Source organism: Micromonospora sp. CA-259024 (assembly GCF_050936255.1).
Lineage (GTDB): Bacteria > Actinomycetota > Actinomycetes > Mycobacteriales > Micromonosporaceae > Micromonospora.
In genome coordinates this window covers 1,860,248-1,884,142 of sequence record NZ_JBNJND010000002.1, presented here as the reverse complement: position 1 = coordinate 1,884,142, position 23,895 = coordinate 1,860,248, and the positions used below count along the sequence as shown (strand labels likewise).

The following is a 23,895-nucleotide window of genomic DNA, read 5'->3' as shown; positions in this document are numbered from 1 at the left end:
TCATGAGAAGACTCTTCCATGACGCAAACCTCTTGATCACCGCGTTCAGGCGGGGGTGACTGTCAGGGTGTTGGTGGGGGTGGCCAGGTCTACCTTGACCGTTTCGCCGTCTCGGATCTGGCCGGACAGGAGGGCTTTGGCGAGTTGGTCTCCGATGGCCGTCTGGACCAGGCGACGTAGCGGGCGGGCCCCGTAGATCGGGTCGTATCCGTGCTCGGCCAACCAGCCCCGAGCGGCATCGGTGATCTCCAGGCCGAGCCTGCGGTCGGCCAGCCGTCGCCGCATCCGGTCCAGCTGGATGTCGACGATGGAGCGCAGATCGTCTCCGCGCAGCGAGGCGAAGACCACGATGTCGTCCAGCCGGTTGAGGAACTCCGGCTTGAAGTGCGACCGGACCACGGCGAGGACACCCTCCCGGCGCTGCTCGTCGGCGAGCGTCAGGTCGCTGATCACCGACGAACCCAGGTTGGACGTGAGGATCAGGATCGCGTTCCGGAAGTCCACCGTGCGGCCCTGGCCGTCGGTGAGCCGACCGTCGTCGAGCACCTGGAGCAGCACGTCGAAGACGTCCGGATGGGCCTTCTCCACCTCGTCCAGCAGAACCACCGAGTACGGCCGCCGGCGCACCGCCTCGGTGAGCTGGCCGCCCTCGTTGTAGCCGACGTAGCCGGGTGGGGCACCCAGCAGACGGGCGACCGAGTGCTTCTCGCCGTACTCGCTCATGTCGATGCGGACCATCGCCCGCTCGTCGTCGAAGAGGAACTCGGCGAGGGCCTTGGCCAGCTCCGTCTTGCCGACGCCGGTGGGGCCGAGGAAGAGGAAGCTGCCGGTCGGGCGATCCGGGTCGGCGATACCGGCTCGCGCACGGCGTACCGCGTCGGAGACGGCGCCGACCGCCTCGGCCTGGCCGATCACCCGGCCGCCCACCGACTCCTCCATCCGCAGCAGCTTGGTCGTCTCACCCTCGAGGAGGCGACCGGCGGGGATGCCGGTCCAGGAGGCGACCACCGCGGCGATGTCGTCGGCGCTGACCTCCTCCTTGAGCATCGCGCCGTCGGCCTGGAGTCGGGCCAGCTCCTCCTCGGCCTGGGTCAGCTCGACCTTGAGCGCGGGAATCCGGCCGTAGCGCAGCTCGGCGGCGCGCTCCAGCTCACCGTCGCGCTCAGCCCGCTCCGCCTCGCCGCCGAGGCGCTCCAACTCCTCCTTGGCGGTGGAGAGCTTGGTGATGTGGCTCTTCTCGGTCTGCCAGCGCTCGGAGAGCACGGTGAGCTGCTCGCGCTTGTCGGCCAACTCCTGACGCAGCCGCTCCAACCGCTCGGCGGAGGCCGCGTCCGGCTCCTTGGCCAGCGCCATCTCCTCGATCTCCAGCCGGCGGACCGCCCGCTCGATCTCGTCCACCTCGACCGGGCGGGAGTCGATCTCCATCCGGAGTCGGGACGCGGACTCGTCGACCAGGTCGATCGCCTTGTCCGGCAGGAACCGGTCGGTGATGTAGCGGTCCGACAGGGTCGCGGCGGCCACCAGCGCGGCGTCGGTGATCCGTACGCCGTGGTGCACCTCGTAGCGCTCCTTGAGCCCGCGCAGGATGCCGATGGTGTCCTCGATCGTCGGCTCGCCGACCAGCACCGGCTGGAAACGGCGCTCCAACGCCGGGTCCTTCTCGATGTGCTCGCGGTACTCGTCCAGCGTGGTGGCACCGACCATCCGCAGCTCACCGCGGGCCAGCATCGGCTTGAGCATGTTGCCGGCGTCCATCGAGCCCTCGCCCTTGCCGGCGCCGACGACGGTGTGCAGCTCGTCGAGGAACGTGATGACCTGCCCGTTGGAGTTCTTGATCTCCTCCAGTACGGACTTCAGCCGCTCCTCGAACTGGCCGCGGTACTGCGCACCGGCAACCATCGCGCCGAGATCAAGCGAGATCAACTTTTTGTCGCGCAGCGACTCGGGCACATCGCCGGTGACGATCCGCTGGGCCAGGCCCTCGACGATCGCGGTCTTGCCGACGCCGGGCTCGCCGATCAGCACCGGGTTGTTCTTGGTACGCCGGGAGAGCACCTGGATGACCCGGCGGATCTCGGAGTCCCGGCCGATGACCGGGTCGATCTTGCCGTCCCGGGCGCTGGCCGTGAGGTCGACGCCGTACTTGGTCAGGGCCTGGTAGGTCTGCTCCGGGTCGGCCGTGGTGACCCGGCGGTCCCCGCCCCTGACCGTCGGGAAGGCGGCGACCAGGGCCTCCTCGGTGGCACCGGCCGACTTCAACGCTCCGGACACCGCGCCGCCCACCCGGGCCAGGCCGGCGAGCAGGTGCTCGGTGGAGGTGTACTCGTCGCCCAACGGCCGGGCGATCTGCTCGGCGGCACCGATGGCGTTGACGAACTCCCGAGCCAACGTCGGCTCGGCGATGCTGGAGCCGCGCGCGGCCGGAAGGGCGTCGACCGCGCGCTGGGCGGCCCGGCGCAGCTCGGCCGGGTCGGCCCCGACGGCGCGCAGCAGGCCGGAGGCGGTCGAGCCATCGGTGTCCAGCAGTGACAGCAGCAGGTGCCAGGGCTCCACGGTGGCGTGACCACGCTGGTTGGCCAGCGCGACAGCGCCCGTGATGGTCTCGCGGCTCTTGGTGGTGAGTTTTTCCGTGTTCATGGGCTCCCCCGGATCGGCGTTGTCCACTGGGTTGGACACAACCAGAGTTGAGCGTATTCCGCTCAACCTTAGCGCTATGACGCCCATCACTCCCGGCGGCGCCACCGCCAGTCGAACTCCCCGGCCGCCGGAGGTGGGCCGGGCAGCGGGTCTGTGGCCGGCTCCGTCGACAGGCCCGCCAGCAGCACCGCGAGCTGGCGCCGGCGCAACTGCCCGGTGCGCTCCGGATCGGGTACGCGCACCGCGGCGCACGACTCCAGCAGCAGCCCCAGATCCTGTACGACCACATCGCGGCGCAGCCGCCCACTCGTACGGGCCCGCTCGAACAGCGTCGTGGCCAGCTCGTTGGCGCGCATCGCGTCCCGGCCCATCTCCTCGGTCGGGGTGAAGGTGCCGGCCAGGTGGACGGTGAGCGAGTGCACGTCGGCGTCGACCACCCGGGCCAGGAAGCTGGTGAACGCGCTCCAGTCGTCCGGCTCGGCGAGGGCCGCCTCGGCCTCGGCGACGTACCGGCGCAGCCCGTCGTGGCAGAGCTGGCGCAGCAGGTCCTCCTTGCCCGCGTACCGCCGGTAGAGGGCGCTGATGCCGACGCCCGCGCGTTCGGCGACGGCGGCGATCGGGGCCTTCGGGTCGTCGAGGAAGACCGCACGGGCGGCTTCGAGGATGACCTCGTTGTTGCGGGCGGCCTGGGCGCGGCGACCGGCCAGCGGGGCGTCGGTCTTTCCGGGGGGAGTCGGCATGACGCCAGACTAACAGTGGAACGGATCGTTCCGGTCTGCTATCGTCGTAGCAGAACGAAACATTCCGTTCCGAAGGAGTTCCGAGATGACCGGCACCGCGATCCGCCCGTTCCGCGTCGAGATCCCGCAGACCGCCGTCGACGACCTGGCCGACCGACTGGGCCGCACCATCTGGCCCGCCGACCTCCCCGGCGCGGGCGACGCGTACGGGATGAGCACCGACCGGGTGCGCGCCCTCGCCGACCGGTGGCGGGACGGGTTCGACTGGCGTGCCGTCGAAGCCCGACTGAACACCCACCCGCAGTTCGTCACCGAGATCGACGGCGAGCGGATCCACTTCCTGCACGTCCGCTCGTCCCGCCCGGACGCCACCCCGCTGGTGCTCACCCACGGTTGGCCCGGCTCGGTGCTGGAGTACCTGGACGTGATCGCCCCGCTCACCGAGCCGACCGACCCGGACGCGCCGGCCTTCCACGTGGTCATCCCGTCGCTGCCCGGCTTCGGGTTCTCCGGCCCGACCCGCAGCGCCGGCTGGAACCGGTACCGCACCGCCCGGGCCTGGGCCGAGCTGATGAACCGACTGGGGTACGACAGCTACGGCGCGGTCGGCAACGACGCCGGCTCGATGATCGCGCCGGAGTTGGGCCGGTTCGACCCGGAGCACGTGCTCGGCGTACACGTCACCCAGCTCTTCTCGTTCCCCTCGGGCGACCCGGCCGAGTTCGCCGGGCTCTCCGAGGCGGATCAGGCGGCGCTCGGGCACCTCCAGTGGTTCTACGAGAACAAGTTCTCCTTCAACCAGGTGCACAGCCAGCAGCCGCAGACCCTGGCGTTCGGGCTGGCCGACTCGCCGGTGGGGCTGCTCGCCTGGAACGCCCAGCTCTTCGACGAGAGCCTGGATGCCGACTTCATCCTGGCCAACGTGGCGCTCTACTGGTTCACCGGCACGGCCGCCTCGGCGATCCGCCTCTACTGGGAGGACGCGCACGCCGGCCAGCCGCCGAGCGAGCCAACCACCGCGCCGACCGCGCTGGCCATGTTCCCCGGCGACTTCCAGTCCATCCGCCGCTTCGCCGAGCGGGACCACGCGAACATCGTCCGGTGGACGGCGTACGAGACCGATGTCGAGGGCCGCGGTGACGTCGGCGGTCACTATGCCGCGCACCAGGCCACCGAGGTGCTGGTCGCCGACATCCGCGAGTTCTTCGCCAGCCTTCGCTGACCCCGGCGTGCCCAGGTGCCCGCGCCCGCTCTGCCGGGGCGGGCACCGGCGCGTCCGGCCCCGACCCCCGGCGCCCGACGCGGTTGATCCACTCTGCTTTCAGAAAGTCGGGGTAACCGGACCGCCAGGACCCCGCGACATCATGAAAACCGAGTCGATCACCTCAAGGAACGCTGCGCCGGGCCCGGTCCGAGGGTCGCTGTTTCTCCAAGATCTGCGCTCTGTTCACGAAGCGATAGCCTTGACGGGTGCGAGTACGTGTCGAGCAGACCGCCTTACCCGGGATCGGGGTACGTCACGATCTGGTGACGGAGTCCGGACGCCGCCTGGGCGTCGTCTCCCACCGCAACGGCCGCCGTGATCTCGTCCTCTACGACCCGGACGATCCGGACGCCTGCCAGGCGGACATCCCGCTGACCGACGACGAGGCAGAGGCCCTGGCCGACATCCTCGGCGCGTCGCTGATGCTCGGTCAGCTCTCCGGGCTCCGCGAGCAGGCCGCCGGGCTGCTCACCGAACAGATCGCCATCCCGGCGGGATCCCGGTACGTCAACCGCAAGCTCGGCGACACGAAGGCGCGCACCCGCACCAGCGCCTCCATCGTGGCGGTCCTGCGTGAAGGCGAAGTGATCGTTTCGCCACTCCCCTCCTTCCGCTTCGCGGCCGGCGACGTGGTGGTCGTTGTCGGGACCCGTAGAGGTCTCGACGGCGTGTCCGCCATCCTCGCCGACAGTGACCCGGACGGCTGAGGCGGATGCACGATTCCACCACTCTGCTCGTCGAAGTTGGCGCGCTGCTGCTGCTGCTCGGCGTCCTCGGTCGGCTCAGCCGCCGGGTAGGCCTGTCACCCATCCCTCTCTACCTGCTCGCCGGGCTGGCGTTCGGGCACGGCGGGCTACTCCCGCTCGCCGCCAGCGAGGAGTTCTTCGCGGTGGGCGCCGAGATCGGCGTCATCCTGCTGCTGGTGATGCTCGGCCTGGAGTACTCGGCCAACGAGCTGGTCGGCAACCTCCGGTCGGCGGCCCCGGCCGGGCTGATCGACGGCGTGTTGAACGCGCTGCCCGGCGCGGCGTTCGCCCTGCTGCTCGGTTGGGACTGGGTCGCCGCCCTGGTTCTCGGCGGCATCACCTGGGTCTCCTCCTCCGGCGTGATCGCCAAGGTCCTCGCCGACCTGGGACGACTCGGCAACCGGGAAACCCCGGTGATCCTCTCGGTCCTGGTGATCGAGGACCTGGCGATGGCGCTCTACCTGCCGCTGGTCACCGCCGTCCTGGCCGGCACCGGCTTGCTTGGCGGCAGCATCGCGCTCGCCGTCGCGGTGGGAACGGTCCTGCTCGTGCTGGTGGTCGCCATCCGGTACGGCCACCTCATCTCCTCTGCCCTGTCGGCGAAGGATCCGGAGGCGCTGCTGCTCGGCGTACTCGGTCTGACCCTGCTGATCGCCGGGCTCGCGGCGAAGCTCCAGGTGTCGGCGGCGGTCGGCGCGTTCCTGGTCGGCATCGCGCTCTCCGGCCCGGTGGCGCACCACGCGACCGAGCTGCTCTCGCCGCTGCGGGACCTGTTCGCGGCGGTGTTCTTCGTCTTCTTCGGCCTGGTCACCGACCCACGCGACATCCCGCCGGTGCTGCTGCCGGCGCTCGCGTTGGCCGTGGTCACCATGGCGACGAAGACGCTCACCGGTTACCTCGCCGCCCGCCGGGTCGGCATCGCGGAACCCGGTCGATGGCGGGCCGGCCTGGCACTCGTACCCCGGGGTGAGTTCTCCATCGTCATCGCCGGACTCGCGGTGGCCGCCGGGAGCGTCGAGCCGCGGTTGGCCGCGCTGGCCGCGACGTACGTCCTGATCACCGTGGTGACCGGGCCGATTCTGGCCCGGCTGCCGGACTTCCCGTGGTTCAAGCGGTGGCTGCGCACCCGCGCGGCGGCCCAGCGGCAGGAGCGGATTCCGGTCGCCGACTCACTTCACTGACCTGGACAACGTCAGCGGGTGGGTCCTTCGGTCCACCTGAACGCTGCGGCTGCGTGGGTCGCACCCTCACGAAGGTAGAAGCGGTGCGCCTCGGTTCGGGCCAGACCGGACTCCAGGAAGACGTAGTCGGCGCCCTGTTCGTGCGCCCACGCCCTGGCCGCCGCCAGGAGGTTTGCGCCGACACCCCGGGAGCGCCAGTCGGGGTGCACAGCGAGATCCTCGATCGAAGCCCGACGGCCGAAGCGCACCGAGAGGATGTCCACGTAGACGCTGGCCACACCGACCAACTGATCCTCATCCGATCGCGCCTCGAAGAGCGCGGCGTCTTCGTGGGCGAGCAATTGCGCGGTCCGCTCGACGGCGCGGTCGCGGTCCCAATCCACGGGACGGCTACCGGGAGGGGCGAAAAGCCACTCCAGCCCCGTGACGAACTGAGCCTCGGCGCCCCGCTGGAACCGTCGAACGTGGATTGCCATAAGAGCATCATCGGCTGCGCTGTCGATGCAGTGGACCCGCCCATGCCAACGGTTGCGGAATTGCTCCCCATGGGGACTACCGCAGCACCCGGCGGCGGGTTACCGTTTCGCCGCAGCAGCCAGGGTCCGCAGGCAGCGTTGCCAAACGCGGGCGAGAGCGGAAGGTTGGCCGGTGAGCGTGCAGGAGTCGACTTTCCACGGCTTCGCCAACCCCGTCGATCCGACTCCGGCGGAGTTGCGAGCCTGGGCGTACAAGCCCGATTCGGTGCCGTTGGCCTCGATGCCACCCGACTGGGACCTGTTGGTCTCCGGCGACCGCCTGGTGCTGACACTCTTCGAGTTGGCGATGGACCCGACCTGCCCGGCGCGGCGTTTCGCGCTGCACTGCCTCTACATCTACGCGGCCGACGGCATTCGGACGAACTTCCGCGCCCACCCCAAGCGTCGCTTCCGCAAGCTCGTCGAGCAGGCCGAGCGTGACGGCGACGAGCTGATGAAGATCTGGGCGCACAACGGCCGGGTGCTGCTGGCTCGACCGGACCTCTTCGTCTACCGCGACTGGTGCGAGGGCGGCCTGGTCCGGGAGAACCGCCGCCTCGGCTGAGGCGGACGACGGTTCAGGCGCCCGCCTTCGACGAGAACGGCGAACGGGCCGGGACCCCCCGTGGGTCCCGGCCCGTACGTCGGCTTCCGGTCAGTCCTGCTTCCGTTCGGTCTCGGCCGGGGCCTTGTCGCCGCCGTGGTCGCCCTGTTCGGCGAACCGGCCGGCCTTGATCTGGTCCCGGAAGGTTCCCTTGGTCACCTTGTCGAACTTCTCCCGAACGGTGTCGGCCAGGCCTCCCAACCGGTCCTCCGTCTGCTGGGCCACCTTCTCTGCCGGCTCCGTCATCGCTCCCCCTCGCCATGCCGGTAGTCCGTATTGAGATGATTGGACCCTTATCGACAGGCTAACCGAACCGGCCCGGACCGCGCCGGGATTCCGGTGCGGTCCGGGCCGAAGAAGCGGAACCGGGTGAGCGGCTGATCAGCGATCGGGCGTACGGCGGGGCCGCCAGACCACCAGCGCGGTGGAAGTGCGATTGGTCGGCACCAGATCCCGGCCCGGGAAGCGGGCCAGCGACTCCAGCTCGGCCACCCGGCGGTACGCGGCGTCCAGCTCCGCCTCCAGCCGGGCCACCCGCTGCTGCGCCTGCTCCAGCAGCCGCTCCAGCCCGATGATCCGCTTGACGCCGGCCAGGTTGATCCCGTCGTCCTGGCTGAGCCGCTGCACCTCGCGCAGCAGCACCACGTCGCGGACGCTGTACCGACGCCCGCCACCAGCGGCCCGGCCGGGCTGCACCAGCCCCAGTCGGTCGTACTGGCGCAGGGTCTGTGGGTGCATCCCCGCCATTCGGGCCGCAACCGAGATCATCAGCACCTTGGCCTCGTAGGCAGGGTCGCCCGAACCGAGGAACTCGCCCGACATCCCGCTCACCTCCGCGTCCATTCCACCGGACTAACTGACCCGACGCACCCGCGCGTCGAGATGTTCCCGGGCTGCCGGCGGGCTCTGCTCGGCGAACGCCTCCAGCGCCGTACGCGCCTCGTCCGACAGCCGGGCCGGCACCACCACGTCCAACGTGACCAGCAGGTCACCGGCCTGCCCGTCGCGGCGGACCACACCCTTGCCGCGGGCCCGCAGCACCCGCCCGCTCGGCGTGCCCGGCGGAACCCGCAGGGTCACCGCGCCGTCGAGCGTGGGCACCCGCAGGTCCGTGCCGAGCACGGCCTCCGCGAAGGTGACCGGCACGGTCAGCGTCAGGTCGTCGCCGGTACGCCCGAACAGCTCGTCCGGCCGAACCTTGACGTGCACGAACAGGTCACCGGCAGGGCCACCACGCTCACCCGGCTCACCGCGCCCGGCCAGCCGGATGCGCTGGCCGTCGGCCACCCCGGCCGGGAAGCGCACGTTCATCGTGCGGGTCTTGGTGACACCGCCGCTGCCGTGGCACTCCGGGCACTTCTCCTCGACCACGGTGCCGACGCCCTGGCAGGTGCGGCACGGCTCGGAGAAGCTGAACGACCCCTGGTTGCGGGTGGTCACGCCGGCACCGTGGCAGACCGGGCAGGTTTGCGGCTGGGTGCCGGGCTTGGCCCCGTTGCCGTGGCAGGTTTCGCAGACTCCCGGCGCACGCAGCGTCAGGGGCAACGTCACCCCGCGCACCGCGTCACCGAAGTCGAGCGCCACTTCCGTCTCCACGTCCCGACCACGGGCCGGGCCGCGCGGCGCGGCCTGCCCACCACCCTGACCGCCGGTGAAGATCGAACTGAACAGGTCCTGGAAACCGGTGCCGCCGAAGCGACGGTCACCGCCCCCGCCGCCGAACATGTCGGAGACGTCGAACGGCATGCCACCCGCCTGGCCCCCGCCCCGGGCGTTGCGCCGGAACGCGCCCGAGCCGAACAGCGAGCGCATCTCGTCGTACTCGCGGCGGCGGCCGGTGTCGGACAGCACGTTGTACGCCTCGGACGCGGCCTTGAACCGCTCCTCGGCCTTCGGGTCGCCCGGGTTGTGGTCCGGGTGCGACTCCCGGGCCACCTTGCGGTACGCCTTCTTGATGTCATCCGCGGAGGCGGCCTTGTCCACGCCCAGCACGGCGTAGAAGTCCTTCTCGATCCAGTCTTTCGAACTCACCGGTCCACCCCCTTCCGACCGCCGTGGCCCGGCCGTCCCGCCCCCCGCTGCGCGCGGGGCGGGACGGCCCGGTCACTCTCTCGCACTATTCCGGATCCGCGACCGCGACCAGCGCGGGACGCAGCAGCCGCTCACCGAGCTGGTAGCCGCGCCGCATGACCTGCACGCAGGTCGGCTCGCTGACCTCGGCCGAGGTCTGGTGCGCGACCGCCTCGTGCCGGGTCGGGTCGAACGGGTCGCCCTGCTCGCCGAAGGCGTTCAGGCCGAACTTGCCCAGCGCGCTGGTGAGCTGTTCCGCCACCGTGCCGAACGGCCCGACCAGGTCGCCATGTTCCCGGGCCCGGTCCAGGTCGTCCAGGATCGGCAGCAGCGCGGCCAGCACCGAACCGGTCGCCTGCTCCTGCACCAGGCTGCGGTCCCGATCGACCCGCTTGCGGTAGTTGGCGTACTCCGCCGACACCCGTTGCAGGTCCCTGGTCCGCTCGTCCAGCTCGGCCCGGAGCGCCTCCAACTCGGCGCCGAGCGGGCTGCCCGTGCCACCGCCGTCGACCGGCTGTGCCGGGGCGTCCACCACCGGCGGCCCGGACGGCTCCGGACCGTCGGTGGAGTTGACCTCGACCTCGATCTCGTCGACCACGATCTCGGCGTCCTCGACAAGGCCCTCGGCCGGGGCGTCACCGCCCGCGTCGGCGGCGGTGCCCTCCGGCTCGGCTGTGTCGACGAGCTTGCGGTTGTTGCGGATGACGACCCGCTCCCCGTCGCCGGTGGTCGGCTCCGTGGGCGCGGAGCCACCCGGCGTCGACCCGGTGTCGCCCGGGTCGGCGGCTCGTGGCTTCTGCGTCATGCGGCTACCTCATCCCCTTCGCCGTGGATACGTGTCGGAGGCCGACGGTCACTTCTTGCCGTCCTCGTCCACGATCTCCGCGTCGACCACGTCGTCGGCACCGCCGGCCTGGGCGCCGGTCGCGCCGGTCGCACCCGGGCCGGCCTCGCCACCCGGCTGCTGGCCCTGCTCGGCCTGCTGCGAGTAGAGCAGCGAGCCGGCCTGCTGGGAGACCTGGGCCAGCTTCTCGTGGGCGGACTTGATCTTCTCGATGTCCTGGCCGCCGAGGGCACCGCGCAGCTCGCCCAGTGCCTCGTTGAGCTGCTCGCGGTTCTCGCTGGGCAGCTTGTCGCCGCTCTCGGCGAGGAACTTCTCGGTCTGCCACTGGAGCGCCTCGGCCACGTTGCGGGTCTCGGCGTCGTCGCGACGGCGCTTGTCCTCCTCCGCGTGCTCCTCGGCGTCCCGGCGCATCCGCTCGATGTCGTCCTTCGGCAGCGAGGAGCCGCCGGTGATCGTCATCTTCTGTTCCTTGCCGGTGCCCAGGTCCTTGGCGTGCACGTTGACGATGCCGTTGGCGTCGATGTCGAAGGCGACCTCGATCTGCGGAACGCCGCGCGGCGCCGGCGGAAGGCCGGTCAGCTCGAAGGTGCCGAGCTTCTTGTTGTAGGCCGCGATCTCCCGCTCACCCTGGAAGACCTGGATCAGCACCGACGGCTGGTTGTCGTCCGCCGTGGTGAAGACCTCGGAGCGCTTGGTCGGGATGGTGGTGTTGCGCTCGATCAGCTTGGTGAAGATGCCGCCCTTGGTCTCGATGCCCAGGCTCAGCGGCGTCACGTCGAGCAGCAGGACGTCCTTGACCTCACCCTTGAGCACACCGGCCTGGAGGGCTGCGCCGACGGCGACCACCTCGTCCGGGTTGACACCCTTGTTGGGGTCGCGACCGGTGAGCTGCTTGACCAGGTCGGTCACGGCGGGCATCCGGGTCGAGCCGCCGACCAGGATGACGTGCTCGACGTCGGAGATCTTGATCCCGGCGTCCTTCACGGCCTGCTCGAACGGGCCCTTGCACCGGTCCAGCAGGTCCTGCGTCATCCGCTGGAACTCGGCGCGGCTGAGCGTCACGTCGAGGTGCAGCGGGCCGGCCGCGCCAGCGGTGATGTACGGCAGGTTGATGTTGGTGGTGGTGGCGGCGGACAGCTCGATCTTGGCCTTCTCGGCGGCCTCACGGAGCCGCTGGAGGGCCATCTTGTCCTGACCGAGGTCGATGCCGTGCTCACCACGGAAGGTCTTGACCAGGTGGTCGATGATCCGCTGGTCCCAGTCGTCGCCACCGAGGTGGTTGTCACCGCTGGTCGACTTGACCTCGATGACACCCTCGGCCAGCTCCAGCAGCGACACGTCGAAGGTGCCGCCGCCGAGGTCGAAGACCAGGACGGTCTGCTCCTTGGAGCCCTTGTCCAGCCCGTACGCCAGGGCGGCCGCGGTCGGCTCGTTGACGATCCGCAGCACGTTGAAGCCGGCGATCTCACCGGCCTCCTTGGTGGCCTGGCGCTGGCTGTCGTTGAAGTAGGCCGGAACGGTGATCACCGCGTCGGTGATCTGCTCGCCCAGGTACGCCTCGGCGTCCCGCTTGAGCTTCATCAGCGTCCGGGCCGAGATCTCCTGCGGGGTGTACTTCTTGCCGTCGATGTCGACGGACCAGTTCGTGCCGACCTCGCGCTTGACCGACCGGATCGTCCGGTCCGGGTTGGTCACCGCCTGGCGCTTGGCGACCTCACCGACGAGCACCTCGCCGTTGCGGGCGAACGCGACGATCGACGGGGTCGTCCGCGACCCCTCAGCGTTGGCGATGACGGTGGGCTCACCGCCCTCGAGAACGCTGACGCAGGAGTTCGTCGTGCCGAGGTCGATACCGACCGCACGTGCCATGTTCGCTTCCTCGCTTCGTAAGGTTGTGCAGGTGACGGGCATCGCCCGTGGGCTGCCTGGCGAGCACCGCCCGCAGCGGGCCCCACCACAAGTTGAGTGAACTTGACTCAATAGTGCCACGCCCCGGCGAATCGTCAAGTTGAGTTGAGTCAACCCGACGCAACCCACCCGTTATTACTGTCCGGTTGTCTTCCCTTGCGTCGGTCGGGCACGCTTTAGCGGTGACGACGCACGGCGATCCCGCCACCCGTTCCGGCGCGCCCGCCGTCGCAGCCCGCACCGACCCGCCGGACGCCGCGGAGGAGCCACCCCGCACCACCGGGGACGACAGCCTCCCCGGCGCACTGTCGGGCCTCCGGGAGGCGATCGGCGCGACCCGGTACCCCCTCGCGCTGCCCTCCGCCAACTCCGCCCGGCACACCGCGACCGCCCTTACCGACCAACTCGACGACTACCTACTGCCCCGGCTCGCCCGGCTGGACGCCCCGCTGCTCGTGGTGGTCGGCGGCTCCACCGGCGCGGGCAAGTCGACGCTGGTCAACAGCCTGGTCAAGGCCCGGGTCAGCGCCGCCGGTGTGCTCCGACCGACCACCCGCTCCCCGGTGCTGGTCTGCAACCCGTCGGACGCGGCCTGGTTCCGGCAGGGTGATCTGCTGCCCGGGCTGACCCGCACCACCGAGCCGAGCGATGACCCGCGCGCCCTGCACCTCGTCACCGCCCCGGCCCTGCCCGCCGGGCTGGCCTTCCTCGACGCGCCCGACATCGACTCGGTGGTCGATGCCAACCGGGCGCTCGCCACCCAGCTGCTGGCCGCCGCCGATCTCTGGCTCTTCGTCACGACCGCCGCCCGGTACGCCGACGCGGTCCCGTGGGAGCTGCTGCGCAGCGCCCGGGCGCGCGGCGCGGTGATCGCCATGGTGCTGGACCGGGTGCCCGCGGAGGCCACCGACGAGATCGCCGCGCACCTGGCCGAGATGCTCGCCGACCAGGACCTCGACCGGGCGCCGCTGTTCGTGCTGCCGGAGACCTGGGTCGACGGTCAGGGGCTGCTCCCCGAGGGGGTGACCGCACCGCTGGCCGACTGGTTCGCCCGGCTGGCCGCCGACGCGGACGCTCGGGCCGCGGTGGTCCGGCAGACGCTGGACGGGGCGCTGGCCGCGCTTCACCCCGCCGTCGAGCAGTTGGCCGACGCCGCCGACGAGCAGGTTGCCGCCGCCGACGGGCTGGACGAGCGGGTCCGGGCCGCGTACCGGGGTGCCGAACGCACCGTCGAGCAGGGCCTGCGGGACGGCCGGCTGCTCCGCGGTGAGGTGCTCGCCCGCTGGCAGGAGTTCGTCGGCACCGGGGAGCTCTTCCGCACCCTGGAGGCACGGATCGGGCGTCTACGGGACCGGGTGGTGGCCGCTGTCACCGGCCGAGCGGCACCCGCGGCCGAGCTGCGCGACGCCATCGAATCGCAGTTGGTCACGCTGCTGCGTGGGGTGGCCTCGGAGGCCGCCGAGTCCGCGTACACAGGGTGGAAGGCGCACCCCGCGGGGTCCGGGCTGCTCGACCCCGCGCTCGCCCACCCGAGCGACGACCTACCTGAACGCGCCGAACGAATGGTCCGGGACTGGCAGCGCGGGGTGCTGGAGCTGGTCCGGGTCGAGGGCGGCGACAAGCGGTTCGTGGCCCGTACCGCCGCGTACGCGGTCAACGCCACCGGGTTGGCCGTGATGATCGCCGTCTTCGCCTCCACCGCGTTCATCCCGACCGGGCTGGAGGTCGCCACCGGGGCCGGCACCACGGTCGCCGCGCAGGCCGTACTCCAGGCGATCTTCGGCGACCAGGCGGTGCGTACCCTCGCTGCCAGGGCCCGCGCCGACCTGCTGGAGCGGGTGCGGGCGCTGCTCGACGTGGAGGCCGACCGCTTCCTGAGCCGCACCGCCGACGCCCGCCCCGCCGTGGACGCCGGCGACGGGCTGCGCCGGGCCGCCGGCCGGGTCGAGCTGGCCCGGCACCGCAGCGGTCTGTCCGGCGGCGGCGACACCCAGCCGACCGCCGACGAGGAGGGTTCCCGGTGACCAACATCACCGGCCGGGTACGCGAAGCGTTCCGCGGTGACCAGCGGATCGACCCCGACGCGCTGATCGCCCGACTGGATGCGGTACGCCGGTTCCTGACCGCGGTGGACGGCCTGCTGCCGGACGCCGACCTGGTGCCCGCGCACACCCTGGTCGAGCGGGCCGGCACCCGGCTCGCGCTGTCCCGGGACCACACCGTGGTCGCCCTGGCGGGCGCCACCGGCAGCGGCAAGTCCAGCCTGTTCAACGCGCTGGCCCAGCTGGAGCTCTCGCCGGTCGGGGTCCGCCGGCCGACCACCGGCGTCGCTCACGCCTGCGTGTGGGGGCCGCTGGAGGGCGCCAACCATCTGCTCGACTGGATCGGCGTACTACCCCGACACCGCTTCGTCCGGGAGAGCGCACTGGACGCGGACGACGAGACGGCGCTGCACGGGCTGGTCCTGCTCGACCTGCCCGACTTCGACTCGGTACAGCGGTCCCACCGGCTCGAGGTGGACCGGCTACTCGGCCTGGTCGACCAGGTGGTCTGGGTGGTCGACCCGCAGAAGTACGCCGACCGGGTCATCCACGACAGTTACCTGCGCGAGTTCCACCGGCACCGCGACGTCACCCTGGTCGTGCTCAACCAGGCCGACCGGCTGCCTCCGGCCGAGCTGCCCCGGGTCCTGGACGACCTGCGCCGGCTACTCGACACGGACGGGCTGACCGGCGTACCCCTGCTGTCCACCACCGCCATCGACCCGGCCGGGATGGTCGGGCTGCGCGGCGCGCTGGAGCGTACGGTCGCCGAACGGCAGGCCGCGCTGCGCCGGCTCGCCGGTGACGTCGACACGGTCGTCGCCGGGTTGGACGAGCTGGTCGGCTCGGCCCGACCGGCGGGTCGACCGGACGACTCGGCCGTCGACGGGCTGAACCGGGCGTTGGCCGGTGCGGCCGGTGTGCCGGCGGTGACCGAGGCGGTGGAGCAGGCGTACCGCCATCGGGCCGGCGCCGCCACCGGCTGGCCCGTGGTCCGTGGCTGGCGGCGGTTGCGGCCCGACCCACTGCGCCGGCTACATCTGCCCGGCCCGACCGGCGACCCGGCCGACCCGGCCGAGAGCCTGGTCGCGGCCACCTCGGTGCCGGACCCGACGGCGGCCCAGCGCTCGGCGCTCGGTTTGGCGATCCGCGCGGTGGCCGACCGGGCCGCCGTCGACCTGCCCGCCGCCTGGCCCGACGCGGTGACCTCTGCCGCCCGGTCCCGCCTCGGCGACCTGCCGGACGCGCTGGACCGCACGATCGCGGGCACCGACCTCGGCCTCGGCCGCCGACCGTTGTGGTGGCGGGCCGTCGGCGGTGTGCAGTGGTTGGTCACCCTGGCGGCCGTGGTCGGGCTGGGCTGGCTGGTGCTCGGTTACGCGCTGCGGGCGCTCGGCCTGCCCGAGCTGGACAACCCGATGGTCGGTCAGGTGCCACTGCCCACCCTGCTGCTGCTCGGCGGCCTGCTGGCCGGGCTGCTGGTGGCGGCGCTGGCCCGGCCGGTGGTGCGCTGGGCCGCCCGACGCGCCCGGGCCCGGGCCGAGCAGCGGCTGACGGAGAAGGTGGCCCGGGTGGGCGAGGAGTACGTGCTGGCACCGGTGCGGATCGTGCTCGGCTCGTACGCGCAGGCACGCGACGCGCTGCGGGACGCCGCCCGCCGCTGACGCCCCGCGCGGCTCGCTACCCCTCTCCGTACGCCCCGGGCGGCGTAGGGTCGGAGCATGGCCACGCCTCAGACCCCCTACGACGCGGTGCTGCACGCCGCACGCGACGTGACCAAGCTGGAGTCCGCCCTCGACGCCGAGATGCTCGGCAGCGCACTGCTGGGCAGTGTCTACGCCATCGCGGAGACCGACCGCGACACCGCCGTACGGGAGTTCGTCACCGGGTTCCTCGCCGCCACCACCCGCCGCCGGGTCGCGGCGGCGACCACCATTCGACAGGTCTTCGCCGCGCTCGTCCCGAACGCCGAGGGCACCGAGCGGGTACGTCCGGGCAGCCAGGCGCCCACCTGGTCCGGCCAGCTCGGCCGGGTGCACCTCACCGGTAGTTGGGCGTACGGCGACGTGTACGGCGACCAGACCTCCTACCTCGCCACGTTCGCCTACGACGACGCGTCCGGCGGCTCCGAGCACGCGCTGGTGGCCCTGGTGGACCACAACATCGGGATCACCAAGGACATCTTCGTGGGCGGGCCGGCGGAACGGATCCTGGACCAGGTCCGGCAGATGTGCGCGGACGACGAGTTGACCTGGTTCCGTACCGAGGATCCGGCCCGGCTCCGTGGCGAGGTGGCCCGTCACCTCGCGGTGACCGACGACCTGGGCGAGTTGCCCGGCGAGGGTTCCCTCGCCACCGACCGCGCGCTGGTCGGCGCCCGGTTGGCGCTGCTGCCCACGGCGGCCGACCCGACCGGTCCGGCGGAGGTCGAGCCGCTCTCCGCCGCCGAGCGCACCGACCTGGTCCGGCGGTTCCTCGCCGCGCCGGAGGCCGCCCGGTTCGGACTGGACTCCGTCGACGGCCCGGAGTTGGCCTCGCTGCACTTCTGCCTGAGCCTCCTGCTGGACCACTCGGCGACGTTCCCGGACGCCGACCCGATGCGCTGGAGCCCCGCGGTGTCCGGGCTCTTCCTGCTCGACTGGGTGCACCGCCGTGCCGTGCTGGACATGGACGACGCGGCGATGCTGCCCCGGGTGCTGCGCGCCTGGGCCCGGTACGCGTCGCGCCAGCGCGGGCTGCCCGAGGCGGCGGCGACGCGCACCGACGAGGCGATCGAGGAAATGGTGCCGGAGTTCGCCCGCCTGTACTCGACGGGTGAACGGCGCAGCCCGGCCACCGCGGCGGTGGCGCAGCTGATGGCCGACGGGGTGGACCCGGACGACCCGGCCGCACTGGACGCCTGGATCGAGGCGAACCGGCACCGGCTCGCCGACGACGGCGCCTGACGGTGTCCGGGGCCGGGCGGCACGCACCGCCCGCCCCGGGCCCTGACGCCGCCCGCCCCGGGGCCTAACGCAGCGGGCCGAAGACCAGCGCGGCGATCAGCGCGCCGAGCACACCGCCGGCCAGCACCTGCGGCACCGTGTGGTCCCGCAGCCGCACCCTGGACCAACCGACCAACGCCAGCAGCGGCGCGGCGACGACCAGCCGGATCCCGAAGGTCAGCATCAGGATGACCAGCGCGCCGGCGGCCACCGCCGAGTGGATCGACATCTTCCACCAGTGGCTCACCGACACGGCGACCACGAGGCCGACCAGCCCGGCCACCGCCAGTGCCAGCACCGGGCGCGGCGCGCCGAGCACGGCGAGCAGGGCCAGCCCGCCCGCGACCGAGCCGAGGCCGACCAGCAGCGGTGCCCGGCGCTGCTCCCGAAGGCCGACGTGGTGATCGGTGAGCCGGCCACGGCGTACCCCGCCGACGATGTAGGCGAACGGGATGCCGGTGACGAAGAGCGTGGCGAGCAGACCCCAGATGAGGCCCAGACCTGGACGACGTGCGCTGTGCCAGCTCACGGTGAGGATCAGTAGCGACACGAGCACAGCCGGTGCGGTCACCTCGGTGACCAGCCGGGCCACCCGCAGCCCTGGGCCGGGCCGGGTGGTGACCGGGCGGAGTTTCGCACCGCCGCCCACGCCACCCCCTCCGGTACGCGCCTACCGCCGAACGCCGCCGGCACCGGATGGGCCGCGCCTGATCGTCACCGTACCGTCGGAGACGCCGTGGAGTGCGGCGGTCCGGACAGCGGCGACAGGCTGACCGGGGGCGGCGGAACCGCTGGGCCGGGCCGGCTGGTCGGTGTCGCCGGGGTCGCGGGCGGCGCGAATGTGGTGGCCGGCGCGGACAGGGTGATGGTCGGCACGGCGGTCGCGGTCGAGGCGTCCGTCGGCGTGGGCGTCGGGTCCAGCGGGGGCGTCGGGTCCACCGTCAAGGTTGGCGTCGGGTCGGGATCCGTTGGATCGTCGGGATCCGTTGGATCGGGGTCCGGCGGGTCAGTCGGATCGGGAGCTGGTGGGTCGGTCGGGTCGGGGTCCGGCGGGTCGGTCGGGGATCCGGTCGGTGGCGGCGGACCGGGCGGGGGGACCGGCGGCGTGGTGCCCCGGGTGGGCTTCGGCGCCAGCGGCGGGGAGGTCGCTCGCCCGGCGGGCCCCAGGTTGGCCGCGCTTGGCCCTTCCGGCGTACGCCGGGGAGCGGCGGGCAGCCAGCCGCTGGTCGGACCGACGCTGGGGGTGCCGGGTGGCGGGAGCGCCGGTTGGCTGGTCACCGGCAGCGGGATCACCACCGGCCCGACCGACGGGGTCGGGATGAACGGGGTGCTGCTGTCTGGCAGCGCGGTGCTGCCCGGGGTGGCCGAACCCGCGCTGATCGCGGCGAGGATGGGCATCGACGCGGTGCCGGCCAGCAGTGCGACGGTGAGCAGGTAACCCCGGGAGGGGCCGCCGGCACCGGGGGCACGGTGGACGCCGACCACCCGGTGGTAGCCGCCGGCCGACCGGTGCCGGCCGAGCGCCGGTGTGCCGGGACCGTCACCTGGCTCGTACACCGCACACCTCTTGTCGTCGGCCGTCGAAGGGCAGGGAAGGACAGGGAAGGACGCCGCCAGCCAGAAACCCGGCAAACAACCCGATAGGCGCGATCCTGCGGTAATCAGCCTTGCCTAGTCACCCTCCGTCAGCCAACCTCCACCGCGTGTCGACACGCGGAGCTGACCGAACGGTGACGAATCGTCGCCGTAACGCCCTGTGGACGCAGGCCGGCATGATGTCGACAAACAGCATCAAAGCGTGGGCGGTCGGAATGCGGGGCAGGCGTACTGTGGGCGCGCTCACCTGCTCTGCGAATATGGAGCACGACGGCAACGCAGCCGTGACCTCCGCGCACCCTCGCGGCAGGCGCGGTTGAACGCCGGCGCTCCCGATCCGGGTTCGGCCAGAACCCGGCTCACGCCGTGCGGCAACCCCCACCGGGGCTAGGCGCGGCCGCCAGGAACCGGTCCGGCAGCAGCCGGACAGGCGCACGAGTTGCGCGGCCGGGTGACCCCCCGGTGCCGACGCAGACACGACAGGGAGAGACCGATGGCAAAGGGCGACCCCGGGGGCACCAGCCGCAGCAGGCGGGCGGCACCCCGCACCAGGAAACGCGCGGCCGGCGACCCCGAGCTGGTGCAGCTACTCACCCCCGAAGGCGAGCGGATCGACAGCGTCACCGGGCCGGACGGCACCGAGTACCGCGTCGACTTCACCGACGAGGAATACCGCGGGCTCTACCGCGACCTGGTGCTGGTCCGAAAGCTGGACGCCGAGGCGACCGCTCTCCAGCGCCAGGGCGAGCTGGGCATCTGGGCCAGCCTGCTCGGCCAGGAGGCCGCCCAGGTCGGCTCCGGGCGGGCCCTGCGCACCCAGGACATGGCCTTCCCGACCTACCGGGAACACGGCGTCCTCTACTGCCGGGGCATCGACCCGATCATGCCGCTCGGCCTGTTCCGCGGCGTCGACCAGGGCGGCTGGGACCCGAACGAGTTCAAGTTCAACATGTACACGATCGTGATCGGGGCGCAGACCCTGCACGCCACCGGTTACGCCATGGGCATCACCATGGACGGCAAGACCGGCACCGACGACGGCGAAGCCGTGATCGCGTACTTCGGCGACGGGGCCACCAGCCAGGGTGACGTCAACGAGGCGTTCGTCTGGGCCGGCGTGTTCAACAGCCCGATGGTCTTCTTCTGCCAGAACAACCAGTACGCGATCTCCGAGCCGCTGGAGCGGCAGACCCGGATCCCGCTCTACCAGCGGGCCGCCGGCTTCGGCTTCCCGGGCGTACGGGTGGACGGCAACGACGTGCTCGCGACGTACGCGGTCACCCGCACCGCACTGGACAACGCCCGGCACGGGCAGGGCCCGAGCCTGATCGAGGCGTACACCTACCGGATGGGCGCGCACACCACCTCCGACGACCCGACCCGTTACCGGATCGCCAGTGAGGTCGAGGCGTGGCAGGCCAAGGACCCGATCGCCCGGGTCAAGGCCTTCCTGGAGAAGCAGCAGATCGCCGACGCGGACTTCTTCGCCGAGGTCGACGAGCAGGCCCGCCGCGAGTCGGTGCACCTGCGCGAGCGGGTGCTCGCCATGCCCAACCCGGAGCCGGTGACGATGTTCGACCACGTCTACCCCAACGGGTCTCCGCTGCTCGATGAGCAGCGCGCGCAGTTCAGCCGGTACATGGAGTCGTTCGAGGGGAGCGCCCACTGATGGCCACGGAGACGCTCACCCTCGGCAAGGCCCTCAACAACGGCCTGCGCCGCGCCCTGGAGAACGACCCCAAGGTCATCATCATGGGCGAGGACGTCGGCAAGCTCGGCGGCGTCTTCCGGATCACCGACGGGCTCCAGAAGGACTTCGGTGACCAGCGGGTGATCGACACCCCGCTGGCCGAGTCCGGCATCATCGGCACCGCTGTCGGTCTGGCCATCCGCGGCTACCGGCCGGTCTGCGAGATCCAGTTCGACGGCTTCGTCTACCCCGCGTACGACCAGATCGTGTCGCAGGTGGCGAAGATGCACTACCGCTCGCGCGGCAAGCTCAGGATCCCCATGGTGATCCGGATTCCGTTCGGCGGCGGCATCGGCGCCGTCGAGCACCACTCCGAGTCGCCGGAGGCGTACTTCGCGCACACCGCCGGTCTGAAGGTGGTGTCCTGCGCCAACCCGCAGGACGCGTACGTGATGATCCAGCAGGCCATCACCTCGGACGACCCGATCGTCTTCCTGGAGCCCAAGCGGCGCTACTGGGAGAAGGGTCAGGTCGACCTGGACGCGCCGTTGTCCGAGGCGTACCCGCTGCACTCGGCCCGGGTGGTGCGGCCCGGCACCGACGTCACCGTGCTGGCGTACGGCCCGATGGTGCGGACCTGCCTGGAGGCGGCGACGGCCGCCGCCGAGGACGGCCGGGAGCTGGAGGTCATCGACCTGCGCACACTCTCCCCGCTGGACCTGTCCGCGGCCTACGAGTCGGTGAAGCGCACCGGCCGCGCGGTCGTGGTGCACGAGGCACCCTCCAACATCGGCCTCGGTGCCGAGTTGGCAGCCCGGATCACCGAGGAGTGCTTCTACTCCCTGGAGTCGCCGGTGTTGCGCGTGACCGGCTTCGACACCCCCTACCCGGCCGCCCGGGTGGAGGAGGAGTACCTGCCCGACCTCGACCGGGTGCTCGACGCCGTCGACCGCACCTTCGGCTGGTGAGCGGCATGTCCCGGATCGAGACGTTCAACCTGCCCGACCTGGGCGAGGGGCTGACCGAGGGCGAGATCCTGGCCTGGTTGGTCAAGGTCGGCGACACCATCGAGCTGAACCAGCCGATCGTCGAGGTGGAGACGGCCAAGGCGGCGGTGGAGATTCCGGCGAAGTGGGCCGGGCAGGTGCAGGCGATCTTCCACCCGGAGGGCACCACGGTCGAGGTCGGTACGCCGATCATCGCGATCGACACCGACCCGGGCGCCGGCCCGCTGGACGCCCCGTCGACCACCGCCACATCCGGCGGTGACCTGCCCACCCCGTCGGCGGCTTCGCTGGCGGCGGTGGAGGTTGCGCCCGCCGAGGGCATGGTCGAGCCCGGCCTGATCGGCGGTCCCGCCCCGGGTGGGCGGACCGCCGTGCTGGTCGGCTACGGCCCGCGTACGACCGCCGCCAAGCGCCGCCCGCGCAAGGGCGCCGTCCCCGCGCAGGCCCTGGCGGCCCCCGCACCGGCGGTGGATCATGGAGTTGTGGTGGGCGACAAACCCGCCTCAAGCCCCATCGTTCCGGCACCACAGGTCCATGATCGGGGCGACGGGGCGACGGGCGGTCCGGTTCTGGCCAAGCCGCCGGTTCGGAAGCTCGCCAAGGATCTCGGGGTTGACCTCGGCACGTTGACCGGGTCCGGGCCGCTGGGCTCGATCACCCGGGAGGACGTGCAGCGGGCGGCGAGCGGTACGACGGTGACAGCCGAGCCGATCACGGCGACGGCGGTGGCCACGAGTGCCGCGAGCTTCGGTGTGGACCGCGAGCAGCGCATCCCGGTCAAGGGGGTCCGCAAGCTCACCGCCGAGAACATGTCCCGCTCGGCGTTCACCGCCCCGCATGTCACGGAGTTCCTGACCGTCGACGTGACCCGGGCGATGAAGGCACTGGACCGGCTGCGCGGTCGGCGGGAGTGGCGCGACGTACGGGTCTCGCCGCTGCTGCTGGTGGCGAAGGCGGTGCTGCTCGCGGTGAAGCGGCACCCGATGGTCAACTCGACCTGGGCCGGCGACGAGATCGTGGTCAAGGAGTACGTCAACCTCGGCATCGCGGCGGCCACCGAGCGCGGCCTGATCGTGCCGAACGTCAAGGACGCCGGCCGGCTCTCGCTGCGGGAGCTGGCGGACGCGCTGACCGACCTGGTGCAGACGGCCAAGTCCGGCCGCACCTCGCCGGCGGACATGTCTGGCGGCACCCTGACCATCACCAACGTCGGCGTCTTCGGGGTGGACACCGGCACGCCGATCCTGCCGCCGGGCGAGTCCGCCATCCTGGCGTTCGGCGCGGTGCGGGAGATGCCCTGGGTGCACAAGGGCAAGGTCAAGGTGCGTCAGGTCACCACGCTGGGGCTGAGCTTCGACCACCGGATCATCGATGGCGAGCTGGGCTCGAAGTTCCTGCGCGACATCGGCGACTTCCTCGCGGATCCGGAGGCGGCGCTGCTCGCCTGGACCTGATCGTTCGAGACGCCAGCCACGGCCGGTGTGTCACGGGTTAACGCCCGGCACACCGGCCGTGTCCGTTAGGCGACGGAACCGTTGGTCGCTGACCCTGTTGACCTTTGATTGTTAGGCGGGTGTCTCAGCTCACCTAATAATCGATGGAAGTTGCTCGGGTTCTGCGGTTGAATAGATGCATCAGGGGCTGACAACCGAATAGCTAGGGGGACCCACCAATGAGCATGATCGAGCGAATCCGCAACCACCGCGACGCCACCCGCCGCGCCCGTGCCATCGAGCACGCGCTGCGCTCGGCGAACTCGCCGGCAGTTCGCGAGGAACTCCTCGTCATCGCCCAGCGTCACATGAGCTGACGCTCCACGACATTCCTCATCTCCTCCAGATCGATGGCCCGCCCGGCCCACCGGGTGGGCCATCGGCGTTCCCAGCCACCGCCACCGGGATTCCGCCCTGCCGCAGCGCCCGGTACGGTGGGCTTCGGTCGCCGCCCGCCGACCCGGCAGAGGCCGAGTCGATAGAAGCTGCTCGACACCGGCCGGTCACGAGGAGTGACGACCGGTGCTCCTTGGACGTGCTGTGCCGCCACCCGATACCGTGCGGGGAGCCGGCA

General features: G+C 71.7%; 21 protein-coding genes. 11 read left to right on the top strand and 10 right to left on the bottom strand.

From position 1 onward, the window contains the following. Positions 1-45: 45 nt before the first annotated feature. Both clpB and ACQEUX_RS28265 read right to left on the bottom strand, forming a co-directional pair. Positions 46-2,637 carry an ATP-dependent chaperone ClpB gene (clpB, locus tag ACQEUX_RS28270; RefSeq protein ID WP_433057193.1) on the bottom strand — a complete coding sequence of 864 codons (2,592 nt, stop codon included), beginning with the start codon at positions 2,635-2,637 and terminating at the stop codon, positions 46-48. A gap of 86 nt (positions 2,638-2,723) precedes the next feature. Next, complete coding sequence (locus tag ACQEUX_RS28265; protein WP_433054635.1) at positions 2,724-3,377, bottom strand: TetR/AcrR family transcriptional regulator; 654 nt, start codon at positions 3,375-3,377, stop codon at positions 2,724-2,726. Between the two features lie 85 nt (positions 3,378-3,462). On the opposite strand from ACQEUX_RS28265, the gene ACQEUX_RS28260 reads away from it, so the two are divergent. The 3 genes from ACQEUX_RS28260 to ACQEUX_RS28250 all read left to right on the top strand — a co-directional run bounded on the left by ACQEUX_RS28260 (position 3,463) and on the right by ACQEUX_RS28250 (position 6,568). Continuing rightward, the gene (locus tag ACQEUX_RS28260) at positions 3,463-4,599 is read left to right on the top strand and encodes an epoxide hydrolase family protein (RefSeq protein ID WP_433054632.1); all 1,137 of its coding nucleotides are present in this window, start codon (positions 3,463-3,465) and stop codon (positions 4,597-4,599) included. A gap of 248 nt (positions 4,600-4,847) precedes the next feature. Beyond that, the gene (locus ACQEUX_RS28255) at positions 4,848-5,348 is read left to right on the top strand and encodes a cation:proton antiporter regulatory subunit (protein WP_363608703.1); all 501 of its coding nucleotides are present in this window, start codon (positions 4,848-4,850) and stop codon (positions 5,346-5,348) included. A gap of 5 nt (positions 5,349-5,353) precedes the next feature. Further along, complete coding sequence (locus ACQEUX_RS28250) at positions 5,354-6,568, top strand: cation:proton antiporter (RefSeq protein WP_433054629.1); 1,215 nt, start codon at positions 5,354-5,356, stop codon at positions 6,566-6,568. A gap of 11 nt (positions 6,569-6,579) precedes the next feature. Here ACQEUX_RS28250 and ACQEUX_RS28245 read toward each other — a convergent pair whose 3' ends face one another. Then, positions 6,580-7,044 (bottom strand): GNAT family N-acetyltransferase, encoded by a 465-nt coding sequence (locus ACQEUX_RS28245; protein ID WP_433054626.1) that lies wholly within the window; start codon positions 7,042-7,044, stop codon positions 6,580-6,582. Positions 7,045-7,216: 172 nt separating this feature from the next. Between ACQEUX_RS28245 and ACQEUX_RS28240 the strand changes: the two genes are divergently transcribed. Beyond that, the gene (locus tag ACQEUX_RS28240; RefSeq protein WP_030332093.1) at positions 7,217-7,648 is read left to right on the top strand and encodes a hypothetical protein; all 432 of its coding nucleotides are present in this window, start codon (positions 7,217-7,219) and stop codon (positions 7,646-7,648) included. A gap of 90 nt (positions 7,649-7,738) precedes the next feature. Here the strand turns inward: ACQEUX_RS28240 and ACQEUX_RS28235 are convergent, their stop codons facing one another. From ACQEUX_RS28235 to dnaK, 5 genes are all read right to left on the bottom strand, one after another. Then, a complete protein-coding gene (locus ACQEUX_RS28235; RefSeq protein WP_433054623.1) occupies positions 7,739-7,933 on the bottom strand; it encodes a hypothetical protein in 195 nt (64 codons plus the stop codon). Positions 7,934-8,068: 135 nt separating this feature from the next. After that, entirely contained in the window at positions 8,069-8,509 is a 441-nt protein-coding gene (locus ACQEUX_RS28230) for a heat shock protein transcriptional repressor HspR (protein WP_030332087.1), read from the bottom strand. 30 nt (positions 8,510-8,539) lie between these two features. Next, a complete protein-coding gene (dnaJ, locus tag ACQEUX_RS28225; protein ID WP_433054620.1) occupies positions 8,540-9,718 on the bottom strand; it encodes a molecular chaperone DnaJ in 1,179 nt (392 codons plus the stop codon). Between the two features lie 85 nt (positions 9,719-9,803). After that, positions 9,804-10,562 (bottom strand): nucleotide exchange factor GrpE, encoded by a 759-nt coding sequence (gene grpE / locus ACQEUX_RS28220; RefSeq protein WP_433054617.1) that lies wholly within the window; start codon positions 10,560-10,562, stop codon positions 9,804-9,806. Between the two features lie 48 nt (positions 10,563-10,610). Next, complete coding sequence (dnaK, locus tag ACQEUX_RS28215; RefSeq protein ID WP_433054614.1) at positions 10,611-12,470, bottom strand: molecular chaperone DnaK; 1,860 nt, start codon at positions 12,468-12,470, stop codon at positions 10,611-10,613. Positions 12,471-12,691: 221 nt separating this feature from the next. Here dnaK and ACQEUX_RS28210 point away from each other — a divergent pair, with 221 nt between their 5' ends. The 3 genes from ACQEUX_RS28210 to ACQEUX_RS28200 are packed head-to-tail and all read left to right on the top strand — an operon-like array spanning position 12,692 to position 17,496. Beyond that, positions 12,692-14,533, top strand: coding sequence for an ABC transporter (locus ACQEUX_RS28210; RefSeq protein WP_433054611.1), 1,842 nt, complete (start codon positions 12,692-12,694; stop codon positions 14,531-14,533). Next, positions 14,530-16,215, top strand: coding sequence for a GTPase (locus ACQEUX_RS28205; RefSeq protein WP_433054608.1), 1,686 nt, complete (start codon positions 14,530-14,532; stop codon positions 16,213-16,215). The genes ACQEUX_RS28210 and ACQEUX_RS28205 overlap by 4 nt, the downstream gene beginning before the upstream one ends. 57 nt (positions 16,216-16,272) lie before the next feature. Then, entirely contained in the window at positions 16,273-17,496 is a 1,224-nt protein-coding gene (locus tag ACQEUX_RS28200; protein ID WP_433054605.1) for a hypothetical protein, read from the top strand. A gap of 64 nt (positions 17,497-17,560) precedes the next feature. On the opposite strand, the gene ACQEUX_RS28195 is transcribed toward ACQEUX_RS28200, so the two are convergent. Further along, positions 17,561-18,184, bottom strand: a complete 624-nt coding sequence (locus ACQEUX_RS28195) for a phosphatase PAP2 family protein (protein ID WP_433054602.1) — start codon at positions 18,182-18,184, stop codon at positions 17,561-17,563. Between the two features lie 65 nt (positions 18,185-18,249). Then, entirely contained in the window at positions 18,250-19,092 is an 843-nt protein-coding gene (locus ACQEUX_RS28190) for a hypothetical protein (RefSeq protein WP_433054599.1), read from the bottom strand. A 532-nt stretch (positions 19,093-19,624) separates the two neighbouring features. Here ACQEUX_RS28190 and pdhA point away from each other — a divergent pair. The 4 genes from pdhA (at position 19,625) to ACQEUX_RS28170 (ending at position 23,638) form a co-directional block, all read left to right on the top strand. Further along, positions 19,625-20,800 carry a pyruvate dehydrogenase (acetyl-transferring) E1 component subunit alpha gene (gene pdhA, locus ACQEUX_RS28185; protein ID WP_433054596.1) on the top strand — a complete coding sequence of 392 codons (1,176 nt, stop codon included), beginning with the start codon at positions 19,625-19,627 and terminating at the stop codon, positions 20,798-20,800. Then, positions 20,800-21,789 carry an alpha-ketoacid dehydrogenase subunit beta gene (locus ACQEUX_RS28180; protein WP_433054593.1) on the top strand — a complete coding sequence of 330 codons (990 nt, stop codon included), beginning with the start codon at positions 20,800-20,802 and terminating at the stop codon, positions 21,787-21,789. The genes pdhA and ACQEUX_RS28180 overlap by 1 nt, the downstream gene beginning before the upstream one ends. Before the next feature lie 5 nt (positions 21,790-21,794). Further along, positions 21,795-23,282 carry a dihydrolipoamide acetyltransferase family protein gene (locus tag ACQEUX_RS28175; protein ID WP_433057191.1) on the top strand — a complete coding sequence of 496 codons (1,488 nt, stop codon included), beginning with the start codon at positions 21,795-21,797 and terminating at the stop codon, positions 23,280-23,282. Positions 23,283-23,500: 218 nt separating this feature from the next. Then, positions 23,501-23,638: a hypothetical protein gene (locus ACQEUX_RS28170; protein ID WP_167454674.1), complete on the top strand. Its 138-nt coding sequence runs from the start codon at positions 23,501-23,503 to the stop codon at positions 23,636-23,638. The last annotated feature ends 257 nt before the right edge of the window (positions 23,639-23,895 follow it).